The organism is Yersinia sp. 2545 StPb PI (assembly GCF_052217125.1).
In the GTDB taxonomy this organism is placed as follows: Bacteria; Pseudomonadota; Gammaproteobacteria; order Enterobacterales; family Enterobacteriaceae; genus Yersinia; species Yersinia enterocolitica_E.
In genome coordinates, this window is record NZ_JAZGPY010000001.1 from 3,810,080 (window position 1) to 3,831,525 (window position 21,446).

The window sequence follows — 21,446 nt, forward strand, 5'->3', positions numbered from 1 at the left end:
ATGAGCACACCTCACAAACAATTAACTCGCTCTGATCTGTTTAAAATGTTCTTACGCAGTAACTTACAACAGGCCTCTTTTAACTATGAACGTATCCACGGCTTAGGTTTTTGCTATGACATGGTGCCCGCAATCAAGCGTTTGTACCCACTGAAAGAAGATCAGGTTGCTGCCTTAAAACGTCATTTAGTGTTCTTCAACACCACTCCCGCCGTCTGTGGCCCGGTTATCGGGGTGACGGCGGCGATGGAAGAAGCGCGAGCCAATGGGGCCGACATTGATGAAGGGGCAATTAATAGTCTGAAAGTCGGGCTAATGGGGCCATTGGCCGGAGTCGGTGACCCATTGATCTGGGGAACCTTACGCCCAATCACCGCAGCCTTGGGGGCCTCGCTGGCGCTAAATGGCAATGTACTAGGCCCGATACTGTTCTTCTTATCCTTCAACTCTGTTCGTCTGGCATTGAAATGGTTCGGCCTGCAATACGGCTTTACCAAGGGGGTCAATATCGTCAAAGACCTTGGCGGCAATCTGCTACAAAAGCTGACGGAAGGCGCGTCCATTCTGGGCCTGTTTATCATGGGGGTTTTGGTCACCAAATGGACCAGCATCAATGTGCCACTGGTGATTTCGAAAACACCGGCACAGGACGGCAGCACGGTAACCATGACGGTGCAAAACATTCTGGATCAGCTCTGTCCCGGCCTGTTGGCACTGGCACTAACCCTGTTAATGATGCGATTACTCAAACGTAAAATTAACCCTATCTGGCTTATCTTCTCCTTGTTTGGCCTTGGTATTTTAGGCTCATGGCTTGGCATTCTTTCCTGATTTATGCCGGGGAGATTTTTTATTCGATCTGCTGTTTTTTATATTTAAAAATGATTGAGGTGGTTCCAAATGAAGACCAAAGCATTGCGTTTATATGGTAAGAATGACCTACGACTGGAAAGCTTCATCTTACCGGAGATAAATGATGATGAAATTCTGGCCACAGTAGTGACCGACAGTATTTGTCTTTCTTCGTGGAAAGAGGCCAATCTGGGGGCTGAGCATAAAAAGGTGCCGGATAATGTGGCAGAAAATCCGATTATTATCGGCCATGAATTTTGCGGCGATATTTTACAAGTGGGTAAAAAATGGCAGCATAAATTTAAATCCGGCAGCCGTTATGTGATTCAAGCCAACTTGCAATTACCCGACCGCCCTGACTGCCCAGGCTATTCATTCCCTTATGTCGGCGGCGAAGCCACCCATGTGGTTATCCCTAATGAGGTGATGGAACAAGACTGTCTGCTGCCTTATGAAGGTGAAAGCTATTTCGAAGGATCCTTGGTAGAACCGCTTTCTTGTGTTATCGGCGCATTTAACGCCAATTACCATCTTATTCCCGGCACATACCAGCATAAGATGGGCATAAAACCTGGTGGGAATGTGCTAATTCTCGGCGGTACTGGTCCGATGGGATTATTGGCCATTGATTACGCGCTGCACGGGCCAGTCAATCCACAATTACTGGTGATAACTGACCGTCACCAGCAAAAACTAGATTATGCCGCCCGCCTGTATCCGAGCGAATCATCAACAGCAGTACATTATCTCAATACCAAACAAACAGAGGATCAGTTTGAACGTTTAATGGCTTTGACTGGCGGAAAAGGCTACGACGATATATTTGTCTTCGTACCCTCCGCAGAATTAGTCACCTTGGCTTCAAGCTTATTGGCACCGGACGGCTGCTTTAATTTCTTTGCCGGCCCGCAGGATAAGAATTTTATGGCGTCGGTTAATTTCTACGATATCCATTATTCATTTACCCATTATGTCGGTACCTCTGGCGGTAATACCGATGATATGCGCGAAGCAGTAAAATTAATTGAAGCGAAGAAGGTGAATGCCGGCAAAGTGGTCTCCCATATTCTGGGTTTAAATGACGCGGCAGAGACCACCTTAAATCTACCGCAGATTATTGGTGGTAAGAAATTGGTCTATACCGGTAAAAATATCCCGCTGACATCATTAAGTGAGTTGATGAGTCAATCACAAGAGCTGCCGTTATTACAGCAACTCCAGGCTATTTTGCGTAAAACCGACGGTTTGTGGTCGAAAGAAGCGGAAGATTTTGTTTTGGCGCACGCCCAAGAGATTTAACCTTTTGACTAAGGGCGGCAAATAGCCACTGTCGCCCTCAACTCACTCCGGCAGATGCTTCGCCGTTGATTCATCGGTGGTTGCATCATTCTCCACCGCGCTCAACAACACATCCAATAAACCGGGGAAACGGGCATCAATATCATCGCGTCGCAGTGATAGCAAACTCTCGCGCCCGCAAGGCCGCTGCCAGATAACACCGCTTTCCCGTAATACGCGCCAATGATGGGTCAGGGTGGATTTAGACAACCCTTGCACTAACGTGCCACATGCATGCTCCCCACCAGCCGCCAACCTACGTACTACCGCTAACCGCAGCGGATTACCTAAAGCCGTCAGCACATTTTCCAGCCGGATCTGCTCACGCTCAGGGTGATTTGCAATCATAGTATTCCTATAGATAAGTGACAGGCCAGCACGCCTGATTTGGCTACCGCTACACAGCTTAGCGCGCCGCAATATAGCCTATACGCCATCTCGACCCTACAATTAATTCTCATGCCATGCTGAAAGCTACCTCAGCCGTTGTACGCCGCCATTATTGCATATTTTAAGAACAAACAATCAAATTGTACGTGTATATTCGTACAATTTGACTATACTGCTCTCGACCGATTGATCAACCAAGATCATAACTTAACAACTTCCCGGCAGAGCAGCAAACCGCCCGCCCCGAAATTGCCATTATCTTTTAAGGACTTAATATGGCACGTAAAACTCCTATCGAGCGCTATCGCAACATCGGTATCTCCGCCCACATCGACGCCGGTAAAACAACCACCACTGAGCGTATTCTGTTCTACACCGGCGTCAGTCATAAGCTGGGTGAAGTACATGATGGTGGCGCGACAACTGACTGGATGGCTCAGGAGCAGGAACGTGGCATTACCATTACATCGGCTGCCGTGACCTGCTTCTGGAAAGGTATGGACCGTACCTTACCGGAACACCGTATTAATATTATCGACACCCCCGGGCACGTGGATTTCACCATTGAGGTGGAACGCTCCATGCGGGTACTCGACGGTGCAGTCATGGTGTATGACGCGGTCGGTGGCGTACAGCCACAATCAGAAACGGTCTGGCGTCAGGCTAACAAATACCGTGTGCCACGATTGGCTTTCGTCAATAAGATGGACCGCCCAGGCGCTGATTTCTTCCGCGTTAGGCAGATGATGATTGACCGCCTGAAGGCCAATCCAGTGCCGATTGTGATTCCGATCGGCAGTGAAGAGCACTTTATCGGTGTGGTAGATCTTCGTTTGATGCGGGCCATTATCTGGGATGAAGCCTCTCAGGGTATGACATTCAGTTACGCCCCGATCCCGGAAAACTTGCTGGCAACCGCCAATGAGTGGCGCGAAAAGATGGTCGCTGAAGCGGCTGAAGCCTCTGAGGCGCTAATGACCGAGTATCTGGAGACCGGTGACCTGACGCTGGAAGAGGTCACCCAAGGTCTGCGTATCCGTACCATTGCGGGCGAAATACAGCCCATGATGTGCGGCAGTGCCTTTAAAAACAAGGGTGTGCAGCGGATGCTGGATGCGGTGGTTGAACTAATGCCGTCACCGGTCGATATCCCACCGGTCAGTGGCACTGATGAAGAGGGCAATGAAGTCAGTCGCCGCGCCGATGATAATGAAAAATTCTCGGCACTGGCATTTAAACTGATGACTGACCCCTACGTCGGCCAGTTAACATTCGTGCGGGTTTACTCCGGTGTGTTGCGAAAAGGTGATAGCGTTTATAACCCGATTCGCGGCAAGAAAGAGCGTATTGGCCGTATTGTTCAGATGCATGCCAACAACCGCATTGAAGTCGATGAAATCTGCGCCGGTGATATTGCGGCCTGTGTCGGTTTGAAAGATGTCACCACCGGCGAGACGTTATGTGACCCGGATGCCGTGATTACCTTGGTACGGATGGAGTTCCCCGAACCAGTGATTTCGCAAGCGATTGAACCGAAGACCAAAGTCGATCAGGAGAAAATGGGGATCGCATTGCAACGGTTGGCATCAGAAGATCCGTCGTTCCGTATCCGTACTGACGAGGAATCAGGCCAGACTATTATTTCCGGTATGGGCGAGCTACATCTGGAGATAATTGTCGATCGGATGAAACGTGAGTTCGGTGTGGAAGCCAATATCGGTAAACCACAGGTGACCTACCGTGAAACTGTGCGTAAAACCGTGACTGACGTCGAAGGCAAATTTGTGCGGCAGTCTGGCGGTAAGGGGCAATATGGCCATGTGGTCTTTACCCTCGAACCGCAGGAAGCGGGCAGCGGCTTTGCGTTTGTTGATGCAACTAAAGGCGGTGTGGTCCCGCGTGAATATATCGGTGCGGTAGAGAAAGGTGTACTCGAAGCCACCAATACCGGTGTATTGGCCGGTTATCCGGTAGTGGATGTGAAAGTAACACTGACTTTCGGTTCCTATCACGAAGTGGATTCATCGGAACTGGCGTTTAAAATGGCCGCCATCTTTGGTTTTAAAGAAGCGGTCAAACAGGCGTCACCAGTGATTCTGGAACCGGTGATGAGTGTGGAAGTAGAAACACCGGAAGAGTACGCCGGTAACGTGATGGGTGACCTTTCTTCTCGCCGTGGCTTGGTACAAGGCATGGAAGAGATGATTGGCGGCGGGAAGATTATCCGCGCAGAAGTGCCGTTATCCGAAATGTTCGGTTACTCCACCGTGCTGCGTTCCATGTCGCAAGGCCGTGCCACCTATACCATGGAGTTCAAGCACTATGCTGAAGCACCACGTAATGTCGCCGATACGATTATTGCCGCCCGGGGCAGTAAGGGCTAAACGTTAAACCGCAGTAACATACTCAGCCGCCAGTGGAAAATTTTACGCTGGCGGCTTTTAATTGGCTAGATAGCGACCCGCCGGCTAATCTCTACCACCTGATCGCTGGGTAAATGATAGTAATCAGTCACATGAGTGCAATTTCTGACCATAAAAGCAAAGCTGCTTCGTTGCCATGCCGGTAATCCCCTGCCATCTTCACGGCCCACAATGGTTTCATGGCCTAAATAATAGGTCACATCATCCAGCTCAAACTGACAATCCATATCGGCAATACGTTGTAATAATGCCGGTATATGCGGCCGCTCCATAAAACCGTATTGTGCCGTTCCGCGCCAATAATCTGGCGCTTGCTCGGTCATCACCAGCCGCTCTGCCGCCTCCGCCCGTGGAACATTCAAAATAGTGATCGTCAGTGATAACACCTTCTGTTGTAGGGCGCGATTACGGGCCACATGCCAGCGCATGACTGGGGGAATCTCATTCTGAGTGCGGGTCAAAAACACCGCAGAACCCGATACTCGAGGGATATTTTTATCGCGGATTTTACTAAAGAATTCATCGCTTCCCACCACTTTCTCGCTGATAGCGAGTGAGGTTGCTTTAACCCCTCGGTGCCATACCAACATCACTGTACAGACCACGGTCGCCAGCAGCAGCGGGATATAACCGCCGTCCAACACTTTGATGAGATTAGCGATTAAAAAGCTGGTATCGATAATCAGAAATCCCCCCGCCACTAACATACTGGTTGGTAAATTCCAACGCCATATCTTGCGCATAGCGACAAATAACAAACCAGACGTCATCAACATCGTTAACGACACTGCAATACCGTAAGCTGCGGCCAGGTTTTCAGAGGATTTAAAGAATACAGCCAGAAATATAGTCACTATCATTAATAGCCAATTGATCGTGCCAATATAAATTTGCCCGTAGCTCTCAGCGGCTGTCTGCTTAATCCGCAAACGAGGTAGCCACCCTAATTGAATCGCTTGGCGAGTCATGGAAAACGCGCCGGTAATAATCGCCTGACTGGCAATAATGGTCGCGAGTGTCGCCAGAATCACCAACGGAAGTTGCATTATCGGCGGGCACAAGCGGAAGAAGATATTATGTGAAATATCAGCACCGGCTAAAATCAGCGCCGACTGACCGGCATAATTAAGTAACAGGCTGGGAAAAACCAAACCGAACCACGCCATCCAGATAGGTTTTTTACCAAAATGCCCCATGTCCGCATATAAGGCTTCCGCCCCCGTGACACACAGGAAAATACCGCCTAATACCAGAAAGCTGGCAAAGCCATGGGAAAACAAGAACTTGATGCCATAGTATGGATTAATAGCCAGCAACACTGCTGGGTGTTGAACTATCCCCCATATTCCCAGCCCCGCAATAGCGAAAAACCACAGTGCCATAATGGGGCCAAAAACTTTGCCTATTTTTGCGGTACCAAAAGGCTGAAGAGCAAATAACGCAACCAAAATAATGACTGTCGCAGGCAAAATATAGGGTTGAGCGTCTGGGAGAACAATTTTCAGACCTTCAAGGGCTGAGAGTACAGATATCGCTGGCGTAATGGCACCATCACCGTAAATTAATGCCGCACCGAGTAAAGCAGAAAAAATAACCCACTTGTTCCCCTTCCCCTTACGTACCAACAGCGACATTAAGGCCATAATGCCCCCTTCACCATTGTTATCAATACGCATGGCGAAAACGGCATACTTTACCGAGGTAACCAGAATCAGTGTCCAGATAATCAGTGATAACAAACCCATTATCACTGCAGGTGTCGGGTTATTTCCTGACAGCAACAGGACGGTTTTCAGTGTATAGAGAGGGCTAGTACCGATATCGCCGAAAACCACGCCAAGCGCGCCGCCCGCGAGCATAATTCTACCGGGCGATTTTTGAGCAGCGACACCACCGGCAGCTAACGCCATTCTTTCCATTGCGACATCCCTTTACCTTTTCATCCGCCATGGCGCGATGATTTAGTTAAATTCCCCTATCAATAATATAGATATAAAGATGTCGCACCACACATTACCGCAACGCAATAACCGACCAAACAGATCCCTGAGAGCTATCATGATCAAATTGCTTTTATGATGTAAGAAGGCGGCAACGATGTTGACCTATCTCCCATCGCTGGCGACGCCCAGCCGATAACATAATCCCCCATATAAAAACGGGGTAATCATTTACCCCGTTTTTATATTGTTATCATCTCATGAAATCAAATCTTTGCTGTTGCGAGATACTTTTTCATCTCTTCGGCAGGTACCATCCCACCGCCGGTAGCCCAAACCAGATGGGTCGCATTCTGCATTTTCTCAGCACTAAAGTGGTTATTACTTAAATAGTCAGAACACTGATTTACCCGCGCCGCACCCGGCATTCCAGCCAGTGCCGAAGGCTCCAACTGAATACCTTCATCGCGATTTAGCAAGCCGAGCAGATCGTACATCTCAGCATCACTTAAGGTATAGAAACCGTCCAGTAAATGTTCCATAGCGCGGCCAACAAATCCTGATGCCCGCCCTACCGCCAAACCATCTGCGGCGGTGATGTTGTCGATACCAATATCCTGCACGGAGATACCATCATGCCGGCCAGTATAGACACCTAATAGCATGCACGGCGAATGACTCGGTTCGGCAAAAATGCAGTGCACATGGTCACCAAACGCTAGCTTCAGGCCGAAAGCAACCCCGCCAGGGCCACCACCAACCCCACAAGGCAGATAAACGAACAGCGGATGGTTTTCATCAACCACAATCTGCTGCTCGGCAAACTGTTTTTTCAGCCGGCTGCCTGCCACCGAGTAGCCCAAAAAGAGTGTTGGCGAGTTCTCATCGTCGATAAAGAAGCAATTCGGATCAGATTCTGCCTCTTTGCGCCCTTGTGCCACCGCCACGCCGTAGTCCTGTGCATACTCAACTACATTTACGCCGTGTTCCCGCAGTTTGCGTTTTTTCCATTCACGCGCATCGGCAGACATATGCACACTGACACTGAACCCCAGCTTGGCACTCATGATGCCAATCGACATCCCCAGATTACCGGTAGACCCCACCGCAATACTGTACTGGCTGAAAAATTGGCGGAAATCATCTGAGAACAGTTTGCTGTAATCATCGGTTTCGGCCAATAACCCAGCCTGTAGCGCCAACTTTTCAGCATGGCTTAACACTTCATAAATGCCGCCACGCGCTTTAATCGAACCAGAAATCGGCAGGTGGCTATCTTTTTTTAATAGCAGTCGACCGCTAATTTCAACGCCGTATCGCTGTTGCAACGTCTCTTTCATGGTGGGAATCGCCACGATATCAGATTCAATAATACCGTGGGTTTTTTGTGTTTCAGGGAATGCCTGACACAGATAGGGCGCAAAGCGTTGCAACCGTGCCTCGGCATCCGCCACATCCCACGGCGTTAATCCAACATATGGCAATCCCTCTGCCAATGTGGTCGATAACGGGTTAAACCAAGTGACCTCCTCTAAATTGATAAGCTTTTTGACCAAAGGAAAGTCGGTAATTAATTTATCAATTTCAGTGTGTTTCATAGCATGTCTCTTTTCGGTCATATAATGTAAGAAAGTAGGAAGGTCGTACCTAATGCGATCACCGAGGCGATGAACGTCGCGGTGGTGTAATATTTAAAGGTCTCATTAAGGGTGGCACCGCAGTATTGCTTTACCAACCAGAATAGCGAGTCAGTGACGATGGTGAAACCAATGGCACCGGAGCCAATCGCTAAGGTGATAATTTCTGGGCTGACATTGGGATACATTGGTAATATCGGTGCCACTATCGCCGTCGCCCCCATCATTGCTACCGTAGCCGAGCCAACCGCCGCATGCAGAATCAAGGCCACCAACCAGGCCAGTAGAATCGGGTGCATATCCAGATTGGATAAAATCACTGCCAGCGTATCTGCCAAACCACTGGCTTTTAATATGCCGTTAAAAGCCCCACCGGCACCGATAATCAACAGGATATTAGCAATCGAGGAGAAACCATCTTCGGTTTTAGCCAGCAGCGCACTCATACCCATATTTTGGCGAATGCCCAGCATGTAGTAGGCCACAAACGCGGCAATAAACATGGCGGTAATGGGGTTACCGATAAACGATAATACTGAATATAACGGAGTGCCTTTTTCCATATTCAGTTCTGCGGCGGTTTTCGCCAACATCAGAATAATGGGCAGTAATACGGTAAATAGAGTTGCCCCCAGAGAGGGTAATTCATCTTCATTGCGCACTTTAATTTCAGAGAACGCTTGCGGTACCGCTTTAAAGGGCAGTCGATTACCCACTAGCCGTAAGAATAACGGCCCACCAATTAATGATGCTGACAGCCCAACCACCAGCCCGTAGACAATCACAGTGCCAATGTCAGCCCCTAAGGCATTGGTGACATACATGGCTGCCGGATGCGGTGGTACCACACAGTGAACGGCCATTAGCGCCGTACACAACGGGATTGCCAGTTTTAATAGCGAAGTATTGGTCTTTCTTGCGATGGAAAAAGCCAGTGGAATCAATAACACCACACCCACTTCAACAAATAGCGTAATGCCACAGATCAACCCAACTAACACCATCGTGACATCAGGTGATAGCCAGCGGCAACGTTGTAAGGTGATACCGATACGCTCTGCCGCACCCGATATCTCCATCATTTTGCCTAAAATGGTGCCCAGCCCGATCACTGCGGCTAAAAAGCCCAGCGTCCCGCCAATCCCACTTTCAATGGAATTAACCATCTCAATGGGATTCATGCCCATTAATAGCCCGACATAAAAACTGGCTAATAATAGCGCCAGAAAAGGATGTATTTTCAGTTTTACAATGGTGAAGATGATAATAATGATACTTGATAATAACGTACCCACTACCCATATTTGTGAGTCCATAGCCAACCTCATCTAATAATAAGTTCTATCACTATTGAATAAGAATTAGCCGGGGCTGACAAATGATGAAAATCCAGCTTCAGATGAACTAGATTGACCCAAATAGGTAATATCAGTCAAAGTTTTATGATTTATTCAGGTTTGCATCACATTAGATAACCCTAAATATCTGCTCCAGCAATAAATACGATATGCTATTGAGTCAAAAATGATTATCTGAGCCGCCGCATGTACCCGGAAAAAAGCTATATCACCCGTAATAAGCTGCTTAATGGTTATCAGCTATCCAAACTCTATACCTTTGAAATTGCCGCGCGACACAGCTCATTTGCGCTGGCGGCTGATGAGTTATCCATCAGCCCCAGTGCCGTTAGCCACCGGATCAATAGTTTGGAAGAGGAGTTGGGGTTCAAACTGTTCCAGCGTTTTCATCGTAAAGTGGAACTCACCAGCGAGGGGGAACGCGTCTTTTGGGTACTTAAATCGTCGCTGGAGTACCTGAATCAGGAAATTTTGGAGATAAAAAATCAGGAGTTGTCCGGTACATTAACCGTCTATTCCCGGCCATCCATCGCCCAATGTTGGCTGGTACCAAAATTGGCGGACTTTGCCCATCGCTATCCGGCCATTAGCCTGAATATTCTGACCGGCAATGAGAATGTTAACTTTCAGGGCGGCGGCATTGATTTAGCGATTTATTTCGATGATAAAACGCCGGAGAAACTGTCATATCAACACTTGATGGATGAATCGATGGTCCCCGTGTGCAGCCCGGAATATGCGGAAAAACATCAGTTACACGGCAATCTGATCAATCTGCGGCAGTGCACCTTACTGCACGATCGGCAAGCCTGGAGCTATGATTCCGATCGCAGTGAGTGGAATAGCTGGAGTCAGCAAATCGGTTTTGATCTTGATCCCACCCAGCGCAGCATGGGGTTTGATCGCTCCGATTTGGCGATTATCGCAGCCATAAATCATGTTGGGGTGGCGATGGGCCGTAAAAAGCTGGTCAATAAACGGTTGGAAAACCAAGAGTTGATTATGCCGTTCCCCGACATGGAAGTCAGATGTGAACAACGCTATTACATTTCAACATTATCCGACCGGCAATGGCCGAAGATTAACGCCTTTATTCAGTGGCTTAAGAAGATGGCTGATGAGTCCTGAGGCGCAGGCGCTCCCTCGCAGAAGCGCCTGACGCGATTACGACATCTCGGCAGCTTTTTGCGCCAAATCACGGCTATAGTGGCGGCTGGCATCTACCAGCATATGGGTATAAGCGGTTTTTTCGCAATCAGTGGTCAAATCCTCAGTGTTCAGTGTTTCCAGAATCCGGCCATGTTGCATCACCGCAACCCGATGGCAAAGATGAGCAATGACCCCCAGATCATGAGTCACCATCAGATAGGTTAGTTTCTCCCGCTGTTGCAACTCAGCCAGCAGATTTAGGATCTCTGCCTGCACCGACACATCCAGAGCCGAGGTCGGTTCATCCAGCAGCAATACCCGCGGCTCAAGAATCAATGCCCGCGCAATGGCGACGCGCTGGCGCTGCCCACCCGAGAGCTGATGGGGATAGCGCTGGCGAAACTGCCGGTTGAGGCCCACTTTATCTAAAATAGTGTCGATCCGTTGGTCGCGATCACCAATGCCATGGATAATCAGTGGCTCAGACAAAATGTATTCGATGGTATGACGCGGGTGCAGCGAACCATAGGGATCCTGAAACACCATCTGAACATGGCGGCAGCGCTCACGCTCAATGCGGTGTGCCAAGGGGATCTGATTCAAGGTTAGCTGACCGCTCCAATGGTTAAACAGCCCCGCCAGGCATTTCAGCACTGTGGTTTTACCCGAACCGGACTCCCCAACCAAGCCAAAAATCTCACCGTTATTCACCGTCAGATTAACATCAAACAACACCTGATTCTGCTGGCTGCCTTCGCCAAAAATAAGGTTAAGGTTATTGATTTCAATCATCGCATTTGCAGACATAACAGGCTCCTTAACCATTCATCCAGGCCGGATCACGCACCATAACCGGCAAGCGATCACGGCGGTTACCGATATCCGGTAATGCATTTAGCAAACCACGGGTATAGGGGTGTTGCGCCTGATCAAGGTCACAGGCCGCGATCGACTCCACGACCCTACCGGCATACATCACCAGCACCCGATCGCAGAAACTGCGCACCAGATTGATATCATGACTAATAAAGATCAGCCCCAAGCCACGCTCTTGCACCAAATCATCCAGCATCGCCAATACCTGCAAACGCACCGAGACATCCAGTGCCGAGGTTGGCTCATCGGCGATCACCATTTCCGGCCCGGTTATCAGCATCATCGCTATCATGATGCGCTGCCCCTGCCCGCCGGATACCTCGTGTGGATAGAGGTGATACACCCTTTGTGGCTGACGGATACGCACCACATCAAACATCGCCAATACGCGCTCGCGCGCTTCCTGTCGCGAGACTTTATGGTGCGCCAGATAGGCCTCTGCCACCTGATCACCCACGCACACCACCGGATTGAGCGAGTATTTTGGATCCTGCATAATCATCGACATACGCTTACCGCGCACTTCACGCATATGGGCTTCACTGGCCTTCAGCAAATCCACTTCGGCAAAGCGCAACCTATTGGCGTGGATCTGTGCACTGGCCGGATGCAGCTTGAGCAGCGCCCGCCCAACCGTAGATTTACCCGAGCCGGACTCACCGACAATCGCCAGTTTCTCCTTACCAAGGGAAAACGAAACACCACGCACCGCGTCGGTCACCTGTTTGCCATTGACGAAGCTAACCCGCAGGTCATCCACTTCCAGCAAAGGCACTGATTTATTCTGTTCTGGGGTCAAGAATGTCACGTAGGCCATCTCCTAGGAAGTTGAATGCCAGGCTGTTCAGCAGAATCGCCAGACCAGGAATTGTCACCAGCCACCAACACTCCATCATGTAACGGCGGCCACTGGAGATCATCGCTCCCCACTCAGGGTCCGGTGGCTGAGCCCCCAAACCAAGGAAGCCCAGACCAGCAGCAGTCAGAATGATACCGGCCATATTCATGGTGATACGGATGATTACCGACGGCAGGCACAGCGGCACAATGTGACGCAGCAAGATCCGCAGTGGCGACGCGCCCTGCAATTTCACCGCAGAAACAAAGTCCGCATTACGCAAAGAGAGGGTTTCCGCCCTTGCCAGACGGGCAATCGGCGGCCATGCCGTCAGGGTAATAGCAATAACCACATGCTCCAGACCGGGGCCTAATGCCGCGACAAAAGCCAGCGCCAACACCAGGCTCGGGAATGAGATAAAAATATCGGTAATACGCATCAGGATACTGTCGACTTTACCGCCGAAGTAACCCGCTACCACCCCCAATAACAGGCCGATTGGTCCCACAGTCACTGACACCAGCGCCACGATATACAGCGTGGTACGGGCACCATAAATCAACCGGCTGTACTGATCACGGCCAAACTCATCGGTGCCAAACCAATGTTGGCTACCGGGTGCCTGTAGTGAGTTATTGAGATCTTGCGCCAATGGATCATGGGTCGCCAGCCACGGAGCCAAGAATGCCACCACTAACAGCAAACCGATGATAGCGACACCAATAGCCGTCAGCGGGTTACCCATTAACAAACGGAAGAAATTAACTACCCGCCGTAGCCCGCGCTTCCATCCCTGAGGTTTCATCTCAGGGCGCGCTACGACATTATCGGGTTCGGAGGAAAGCATCATTGATTCGTCCTCGGGTCGAAGATCTGATACAGCATGTCAGACAGTAAATTCAGTGAAACAAAGATCAGCCCCACCAGTAATACACAGCCCATCACCGCATTCATGTCACCCAATAACAGACTGCCCGTCAGATAAGAGCCAAAACCGGGCCATGAAAAGACGGTTTCGATCAAGACTGCGCCTTCCAGTAATGAGCCGTAGGCCAGTGCCACCACGGTCAGCAATTGCACCAGAATATTGCGGAATGCATGGCCCCACAGCACCTGAAACTCCGACAATCCTTTCACTTTGGCGGTAATAATGTATTCCTGTGACAACTGCGCCAGCATAAAACTGCGGGTCATACGGCTGATATAGGCCAGCGAGTGGAAACCGAGAATGGTAGCGGGCAGCACCAGATGGTTTACCGCGCTGCGAAACACCTCCCACTCCCCTGCCAGCGCCGAATCAATCAACAATAAGCCAGTGCGGCGATCAACTAAACCGTCGTAGGCCATATCAACCCGACCTGCCCCCCCCACCCAGTTTAGCCAGGCGTAGAACACCAACAGGCCCATCATGCCCACCCAGAAAATCGGAGTTGAGTAACCCGCCAGACTAATAAACCGCACCACATAGTCGGCAAACTTGCCGCGACGTGCTGCCGCCATGACCCCCAACGGGATACCGAGACCAGCCCCGACCAGAATCGCCATGGTTGCCAGCTCAATGGTGGCTGGGAAGACCCGGATAATGTCATCCACTACCGGACGGCCGGTGAGTAAGGCATTGCCCAGATCACCGTGGATCAGTGAGTTAAAATAGATAAAGAACTGTGACCATAGCGGCTTATCCAGCCCCAGTTGCAGGTAGACCTGCTGATAGGTACTTTGATCCGCATCCTGACCCACAATCGCCAGTACCGGATCAATCGGCATCACCCGACCAATAATAAAAGTAAGAATCAATAAACCGAATAAGGTTACGGCCACCTGCAAAAAGCGCTTCGATAAACGCCGCACGATCCCGTGCGGAGCCATCCAATCTGAAACATTCATGCTATCTCCCCCAACATGCAGCGGTTTAACGCTGCTTATACACCTGTAACAGGCGGGTTGTGGTCGACGGATGTGGTACATAATCCATCACGTCTTTACGCACGACGACCGAATCAACCATTTGGGAAATCGGCAAAATGGCTGGGAATAGCGCGTCATAACGCTGCTGAACTTCAATGTACATCTGCTTCTGTTTAGCCGGATCTTTCTCGATTAACGCGTTGTCGATCAGCGAGTTGAGTTGTTGATCATAGAATGAAGTGCGCCAACCCTGGAAGTTGGTCAGTTTGGCGGCATCGCTGTTATCGGGGTTATAAGCAATGGAACGCAGACTGGAGTGCGGGTGCGGATCGACACCACCACCACCACGACCCACCAGCATATCGAACTGACGATCACGCATTGCGCCATACACCTGATTACCGGTGCCCGTCAGAATTTTGGCCTGAATCCCTGCCTGTGCCAGTGTCGATTGAACCGAGGTGGCGACATTAATAAACGGCGGATCAGACAATACCCGCAGGGTGGTGGTGAAACCGTCGGGATAGCCGGCTTCCGCTAACAATGCTTTAGCTTTAGCCACATCCAACTTGTAGCCGGGATCCGGTAGCGTGACATCCATACCCTTCTGGATTGGCCGCTGATGGAAGATGCCATAACCCGGCATAATCGTTTTATTAATACCATCATAATCAACCAGATAGCGCACAGCCTCTCGTACTTTAGGGTTAGCGAAATGCGGCTCTTTCAGGCTCATCGCGACATAATAAATAGTGCCACGCTGGACCTCATCAACCTGGATTTGCGGGTTACTTTTCAGCGCCTTGATATCCGGTACCGACATCCCGCTGGCGATATCGATATCGCCTTTTTCAATCATTAAGCGCAGCGCCTGCGACTCAGTCATGTGGCGGAATATCACCCGCTTCATTTTGGCGTCACCTTGCCAGTAATTATCTACCCGGCTGATACGTAACACATCTTTTGCCTGCCAAACATCCAGTTTGAATGGGCCGGAGCCAGCTTCATTGGTGGTTAGCCAGCCATTACCCCAGTCACCGTTTTTCTCATGCTGCATGACGGTGGCGCGATCAAGAATCGACCCACTACCTAAGGTACCTAATGAATAAATTACCAGCTTGGGATCGGTGGGTTTCGGTAACTCAATTTCTACCGTCAGTGGATCTTTGGCGCGGATCAATTGCTCCACGTTATCGGCGGTAAAACCGTAGGATTTCCAGGTGGTGGCCTGTGCCAGATTCAGATGCATCAAGCGGTTCATCGACCAGGCAAAATCTGCCGCCGTCACGGGATTGCCGGAGTGAAACTTCATACCCTCACGCAACGTAAAGGTGATCAACTTGCCGTCGTCACTGATTTTCCACTCGGTGGCAGCACCGGGCAGCACCTTACTGGGAGTGTGTGGATCCAGTTCCACCAAAGAGTCGTACAGGTTAACAATGATAGCGACAGCATCATTGCCGGTCATGGCTGCCGGATCGAGCGACAGCAGGTTATTCATATTCATGCCAACAATCAGTTGGTCATCAGGTGTTTTAGCGACACTGACGCCGGTCGACGTCAGGGTGATCAGTAGGGTAAGGAGGAGTGTTCTTACTATTATTATCGCGTTCATGGACCATCTCCGGTAAGAAAAGGCTAGATCTGAATGCTTGTTTTTATAGGTCGATACAATAGAGTTATCCCCAAAGTGATTGGAGTCGCAGGTAGGCAGTTCGCACCGCCGCGGCTTCAAGCACTAAGGGTATTGGCGGCGATATAATCGAAATTAATATCTTCGCCCAAGCCTGCTCTCGTTGGCAGAGAGACATAGCCATCACTGTCCATCGGGTCAATGATGCTGTTGAGATAAGCGGCAGGCTCGTCATAATCCAGGAATGGATGCAACAACCCACGCTCATACCAACGGCAGTTACGGATTGCACCGACTACCGCCAGATTCGGCGCACCATTGCCGTGGATTTCACAATCCATGCCGAACGATTCCGCCAGATGAGCCACTTTCAGACAAGGTGTGATACCACCCACGCCTTGGACGCCAGCGCGTAAAATATCGCAGGCACCGGCCTTCACCCAATCAGCGCGGCTAAAGTATTTACCGGCCAGACTTTCAGGTCCGATAATGTCAATTTGTAGGTTTTCCCGCAGCCAGCAGTAAGAGGCCATGCTCTGCTCTTCCATCGGCTCTTCGAACCAACTGAAATTAAGTTTTTGCAGTTCGCGACCAATATAGAGGGCGTCACTGCGGCTGTACCAATGGTAGCCATCCAGCATCAGAGCAATATCCGGGCCGACGGCTTCACGCACCGCCGCACAAGCACGAACATCCATCTGCGGACTTGGCGCAAAAGAGACTGGCGGCATCCAGGTATGCAGCTTAATACCCTTATAGCCACGGGCGACCAGTTGCTCGGCAAAGCGCGCATACTCATCCGGGGTCGACAATCCATCAGCTAACTCATCACCACACATGGTGCTACCGTAAGCCAATACTTTGTCGCGATATCCGCCCAGTAATTTATAGACTGGCTGGCCCAGTTTGCGCCCCAACAAATCCCAAATAGCTTGCTCGGCAATGGCCAGCGCCCGGTCGGTTAACTGATTGGCACTGCCGCGCTGCCAATGCACCAGATCATTCCATAACCGTTCGCGGTCAAACGGGTTTTGCCCAATCAGAACTTTTTTAAAGAAGCTATTGACGATGTGCGGGCGAATCACTTCCGGTGGTGCAAATGCATAACCGCAATCACCTTCGTCAGTGGTCAGCGTCAGCATGGCCATTTTGGCTAAGGACTCTGCGCCTGGATGCGAGTGCCCTGCGGTATCAGAAACACGCCGGGTCGGATAAGAAAAAACGGTTACATCTACTGATATTATTTTCACCTGATTACCTGCCTTTATAATTCATTGAGTCTCTGGTCAGTTAACGCAGTAAACCCCTATTTTTTATGATGATTTAGCTCACTTAAAATAATAAAACATCGGATCTATTTAAATGGAATGTCATTTCACCTTATCAGTATTGAAGATAACCTTGCATTAGTCATTAGGAGATTGGCTGCAAAATTGGCAATAAAGGCGTGTTTTTTTAGGCAACTGCACAAATTATTGTGAGCAGCATCACGATGACGGGTCGGAAAAGGCCGATAGGGGGATATATTCCGCGTCAATAACGAGTATTACCCCCGCAATACCCGTTGGTATGTTGAGGGGCTATTATCCATTTTGTAACGGATATCTTCGCCATGAATAGCCAATAACCCAAACTAAATTGAATTCGCCGATAGTGATAAGAATAATCTTGTAAGTTACTGGTAAAAAATGAGTTTATGATAAAAGTTATTGCTTAAAAATAAGGCCTCAGGCTATGCTCATCCCACTTATAACAAAATGTAACAGAGCGTTATACCCAAAGAAGTTGTAGTTGCAGGTGAGCGGTAGGTGAAGGGAGAATCGGTTATGAACTGATTTGAACAGCATGTATGCCATGCCCGTAGGGTGAATCTCAAAAAGGCTCATTAATCCAGTTCAACTTACGTCAGTAAGCCATTCGGGTGAGTGAACGTCGCTAACAAGTAAAGGGGTATACAGGGGAAGTTAGCATGGATCGTCGTACACTGTTAAAATCATCCGGTCTATTACTGGGCGGATTAACACTGGGTAACTTTATTTCAACGGCTCAGGCCAAAAGGTCTAAGATAAACGCACAACCGCGGATCCCTACTGAACAGCAGCCACTGCTGTTGAATTTTAATGAAAACTCGTTAGGAATGTCACCAAAAGCGCATCAGGCTATTATCGCCGCGTTGCCGACTGCATTTCGCTACCCCGATGCTGCCCGCGAACAATTGATTGCTAATATCGCCACAGAATACCAACTCAAAACCGAGAATATCTCGCTGGGGAATGGCTCATCAGAGACGATTCAGGCCGTCATTCAAGCGGTTATCCGCCAAGCTGAACTTGCGAATACACCAATCCAGCTCGTGGTGCCGGACCCTACATTTAACTACGCCGAACTCTATGCCAAGCCTTTTGACATTCCCATTGAGAAAGTCGTTCTGACCAAAGAAATGGCATTTGACCTGCCTGTAATGCAGCAGAAAGTCGCCAGCTTCAAAGGGCGTTCAATCGTCTATCTGTGTAATCCGAATAACCCTACCGCGACCATTACCCCGGCAAACCTTATTGAAGCCTGGATTAAAAATGCCTCACCGGAAACCTTGTTTATCATCGACGAGGCTTATGCCGAGTTTGTCAGCGATCCTGCATTTCGCAGTGCTATCGGGCTGGTTCAAGCCGGCCACAAAAATCTGTTGGTCACCCGGACATTCTCCAAAATTTACGCGCTAGCGGGCCTTCGGGTAGGTTATGGTATCGCGCATCCAGAACTGATAGCCGCGGTGGAAAACTTTGTTTCGCTGGATAACACCAATACCGCCGGCGCAGCGGCGGCTTTAGCCTCGTTGCAAGACAAAGCCTTTGTACAATACAGCCGCCAGTCAGCCGATCAGGCGCGTCGAATTGTTACTCAGACCCTGGACGAACTGAAATTATCCTATGTTCCGTCGCAGGCAAACTTTGTTTTTCATCAGGTGAACGGGGATGTGAAAACCTATCAAAACCGCATGAAACAATATCACGTGTTTGTCGGGCGTGAATTTCCCCCCGCTGTGGGTTGGAACCGCCTCACGTTAGGGACGCCGGAAGAGATGATGGCCTTTGTCTCGGTGCTAAAAATGTTCCGCACCCAGGGTTGGGTGTAACCGCCGTTATCCTGTGTCGACCTACGATATAAAGGGGGGCTGGCCCCCCGATTACCCAACAAACACGTTGATAACAACACCGCGAAAAGTGGGATTTTGCCCGCCATCCATACGAAATTCAAGATGGGGTCAGGCCAAGTGTATTTGAACAGGCTACCTGAATTAGGCGGTCAATCCGCCGTCCAATACCAGTGTTTGCCCGGTCATATAGCGGCTGTCATTGCCTATCATAAAAGCACTGACACGGGCGACTTCTTGCGCATCACCTAAACGCCGTAGTGGTATCTGTTTACGTAAGCCTTTTAAGGCATCGGCAGGCATCGCGCGCGTCATATCGCTGTCGATTATCCCCGGCAGCAGGCAATTAACCCGAATACCAAAACGCCCCATCTCCAGCGCCAATGAGCGACCAAGGCCAATCATTGCAGCTTTACTGGCACCATATGCGCTCTGCCCGACATTGCCTTTGATAGCGGTTACCGACGACATCAGCAAAACTGCGCCCTCGCCCTGCATGATCATCGGCGGCAATAGGTGCTTATTCCAATAGAAGATAGCGTTCAAATTGGTGTTCATCACATTGCGCCAGCTATCGCCATTTTGCTGAATATGCAGGCCATCACCAGTAATACCCGCATTATGGATTACCGCGCCGGGCGCACCATACTTAGCCAGCAGTTGTGGCGCGAGGTGGTCGACATCCGCTTCATCGCTACCATCACAACGATAGTGGGTTACCCAGCCAGGCAGGCCGGCACAGCTTTCTATCACATCGTGACTCTGTTGCTCACCGCTGCGCCAGGTAAAGACCACATTCCACTCTTTGGCCAGTTCTTCGACCAAAGCACGGCCAATACCACGACTGCCACCGGTAATTAATACCCATTGCCTACTCATAATATTATTTCTTCTGTTCTGCCAACTTCTGGCAAAGCTCGCCTAAAGTCATATCTGGATTTTCCATAAACATTTCCGCATTCAGCGTCGCCCCGAATTCGCGCTTTGCCAGCACCATCAGCTCGACATAATCAAGGCTGTCGAGTTTTAGCTGATGCAGCGGCATATCCGGCGACAATGCCGACATTTCCAGATCTTTGGCGTCAGATAACATTTCACAAACGGTGTCATAGACGTGTTGATACTTTTCCATGGTCTTATCCTTATTTAGTGCGCGGCTAATGGCCACGTTTTTAATGTTACAGCGGTGGTAATTAATGCCCCAGCATCTAAGCGGGCCTGAATAGCGGCGCGCAATACCCAACCATCATCGGCATTACCGACGATAAGTGTTGGCTCGATGCTGTAGCGCAATGCGCCACGGACAAATAAATTTGGGTTATTGACGCCCATAAATTCAGCACTGAAATGCACGTCATGGTGAGTCTGGATGACTGGCACATGCTTAAAGACATCAATCAAGGTGTCAGCCTGAATGCCCGGTAACACCTGTTTTGCGGTGGCCAGTGTTTGTGGGGCTGCGACTAATAACTTAAACAGCAACGCATCGAAAAAACCCCAACATTCAGCAGGTTGCGTGGCATCTCCTGGATACTGTTGGCTTAACTGATGAAGGTTATCCGCCGAGAGGACCGACCAATGCTCGCTTTCTGACAATACCAACGCCGGTGCGCTGCGCAATTTGCTGTTAAAACAGTTTTCGCCGCTGCCAATATCCACCAGATTGCCACTGGCCTGGCTAGCCCCTTGCTCGAGTTGCAGGTAGTAGGGGGTATTGCACAGAACCGGCTGACGTAAACGGGTGTTAAAACGCAGAAAATCCGTTGCAGGCAAGCAGGGTAATAACCCAGCACTGAGCTGATATTTGATATCTAACATCGCACGCATACCATGTACGGTAAGTGCCTGTTGGCCGAACCGTTGTGCATGTTGCAGATCAAAATGGATCGGATTGTAATCGCCGGAAAACGCAGCCCAACGCTGTGCATCACTGAGGGTGTAGTTGAATATCAT

General features: G+C 49.8%; 18 protein-coding genes. 5 read left to right on the forward strand and 13 right to left on the reverse strand.

Translation table 11 applies throughout. The annotated features are described in order from the left end of the window. A complete protein-coding gene (locus V1955_RS17845; protein WP_083160339.1) occupies nucleotides 1-831 on the forward strand; it encodes a PTS system mannose/fructose/sorbose family transporter subunit IID in 831 nt (276 codons plus the stop codon). Nucleotides 832-900: 69 nt separating this feature from the next. Next, nucleotides 901-2,151, forward strand: coding sequence for a zinc-binding dehydrogenase (locus V1955_RS17850; protein ID WP_442821240.1), 1,251 nt, complete (start codon nucleotides 901-903; stop codon nucleotides 2,149-2,151). Nucleotides 2,152-2,193: 42 nt separating this feature from the next. On the opposite strand, the gene V1955_RS17855 is transcribed toward V1955_RS17850, so the two are convergent. Continuing rightward, nucleotides 2,194-2,538, reverse strand: coding sequence for an ArsR/SmtB family transcription factor (locus tag V1955_RS17855; RefSeq protein WP_005181869.1), 345 nt, complete (start codon nucleotides 2,536-2,538; stop codon nucleotides 2,194-2,196). A 317-nt stretch (nucleotides 2,539-2,855) separates the two neighbouring features. Here V1955_RS17855 and fusA point away from each other — a divergent pair, with 317 nt between their 5' ends. Further along, on the forward strand, nucleotides 2,856-4,964 hold the full coding sequence (gene fusA, locus V1955_RS17860) for an elongation factor G (protein ID WP_083160343.1): 2,109 nt from the start codon (nucleotides 2,856-2,858) through the stop codon (nucleotides 4,962-4,964). A 65-nt stretch (nucleotides 4,965-5,029) separates the two neighbouring features. Here fusA and V1955_RS17865 read toward each other — a convergent pair whose 3' ends face one another. From V1955_RS17865 to dsdX, 3 genes are all read right to left on the reverse strand, one after another. Continuing rightward, the gene (locus tag V1955_RS17865; RefSeq protein ID WP_442821457.1) at nucleotides 5,030-6,913 is read right to left on the reverse strand and encodes a potassium transporter Kup; all 1,884 of its coding nucleotides are present in this window, start codon (nucleotides 6,911-6,913) and stop codon (nucleotides 5,030-5,032) included. Nucleotides 6,914-7,209: 296 nt separating this feature from the next. Continuing rightward, nucleotides 7,210-8,541: a D-serine ammonia-lyase gene (locus tag V1955_RS17870; protein ID WP_442821241.1), complete on the reverse strand. Its 1,332-nt coding sequence runs from the start codon at nucleotides 8,539-8,541 to the stop codon at nucleotides 7,210-7,212. Nucleotides 8,542-8,558: 17 nt separating this feature from the next. Beyond that, a complete protein-coding gene (gene dsdX, locus V1955_RS17875) occupies nucleotides 8,559-9,896 on the reverse strand; it encodes a D-serine transporter DsdX (protein WP_005181856.1) in 1,338 nt (445 codons plus the stop codon). Between the two features lie 228 nt (nucleotides 9,897-10,124). Between dsdX and dsdC the strand changes: the two genes are divergently transcribed. Then, nucleotides 10,125-11,066 carry a DNA-binding transcriptional regulator DsdC gene (dsdC, locus tag V1955_RS17880; RefSeq protein ID WP_050089255.1) on the forward strand — a complete coding sequence of 314 codons (942 nt, stop codon included), beginning with the start codon at nucleotides 10,125-10,127 and terminating at the stop codon, nucleotides 11,064-11,066. A gap of 36 nt (nucleotides 11,067-11,102) precedes the next feature. Here the strand turns inward: dsdC and V1955_RS17885 are convergent, their stop codons facing one another. From V1955_RS17885 to V1955_RS17910, 6 genes are all read right to left on the reverse strand, one after another. Beyond that, the gene (locus V1955_RS17885; protein ID WP_083163844.1) at nucleotides 11,103-11,879 is read right to left on the reverse strand and encodes an ABC transporter ATP-binding protein; all 777 of its coding nucleotides are present in this window, start codon (nucleotides 11,877-11,879) and stop codon (nucleotides 11,103-11,105) included. Between the two features lie 25 nt (nucleotides 11,880-11,904). After that, a complete protein-coding gene (locus V1955_RS17890; RefSeq protein WP_080608135.1) occupies nucleotides 11,905-12,780 on the reverse strand; it encodes an ABC transporter ATP-binding protein in 876 nt (291 codons plus the stop codon). Then, a complete protein-coding gene (locus V1955_RS17895) occupies nucleotides 12,743-13,606 on the reverse strand; it encodes an ABC transporter permease (RefSeq protein ID WP_072088690.1) in 864 nt (287 codons plus the stop codon). Before V1955_RS17895 ends, V1955_RS17890 begins: the two co-directional genes overlap by 38 nt. A 41-nt stretch (nucleotides 13,607-13,647) precedes the next feature. Continuing rightward, nucleotides 13,648-14,688 carry an ABC transporter permease gene (locus V1955_RS17900; protein ID WP_050132832.1) on the reverse strand — a complete coding sequence of 347 codons (1,041 nt, stop codon included), beginning with the start codon at nucleotides 14,686-14,688 and terminating at the stop codon, nucleotides 13,648-13,650. 25 nt (nucleotides 14,689-14,713) lie between these two features. Then, complete coding sequence (locus tag V1955_RS17905) at nucleotides 14,714-16,216, reverse strand: ABC transporter substrate-binding protein (protein ID WP_442821458.1); 1,503 nt, start codon at nucleotides 16,214-16,216, stop codon at nucleotides 14,714-14,716. Nucleotides 16,217-16,440: 224 nt separating this feature from the next. Beyond that, nucleotides 16,441-17,592: a mandelate racemase family protein gene (locus V1955_RS17910; RefSeq protein WP_372558083.1), complete on the reverse strand. Its 1,152-nt coding sequence runs from the start codon at nucleotides 17,590-17,592 to the stop codon at nucleotides 16,441-16,443. A gap of 719 nt (nucleotides 17,593-18,311) precedes the next feature. Here V1955_RS17910 and V1955_RS17915 point away from each other — a divergent pair. Continuing rightward, nucleotides 18,312-19,475: a pyridoxal phosphate-dependent aminotransferase gene (locus V1955_RS17915; protein WP_442821242.1), complete on the forward strand. Its 1,164-nt coding sequence runs from the start codon at nucleotides 18,312-18,314 to the stop codon at nucleotides 19,473-19,475. 162 nt (nucleotides 19,476-19,637) lie between these two features. Here V1955_RS17915 and V1955_RS17920 read toward each other — a convergent pair whose 3' ends face one another. From V1955_RS17920 to V1955_RS17930, 3 genes are read right to left on the reverse strand one after another with little or no spacing between them, the layout of a single operon-like run. Then, nucleotides 19,638-20,372, reverse strand: coding sequence for an SDR family NAD(P)-dependent oxidoreductase (locus V1955_RS17920; RefSeq protein WP_442821243.1), 735 nt, complete (start codon nucleotides 20,370-20,372; stop codon nucleotides 19,638-19,640). A 4-nt stretch (nucleotides 20,373-20,376) separates the two neighbouring features. Then, nucleotides 20,377-20,625, reverse strand: coding sequence for an acyl carrier protein (locus tag V1955_RS17925; protein WP_042568505.1), 249 nt, complete (start codon nucleotides 20,623-20,625; stop codon nucleotides 20,377-20,379). Nucleotides 20,626-20,639: 14 nt separating this feature from the next. Then, on the reverse strand, nucleotides 20,640-21,446 hold the full coding sequence (locus V1955_RS17930; protein ID WP_083160355.1) for a MaoC/PaaZ C-terminal domain-containing protein: 807 nt from the start codon (nucleotides 21,444-21,446) through the stop codon (nucleotides 20,640-20,642).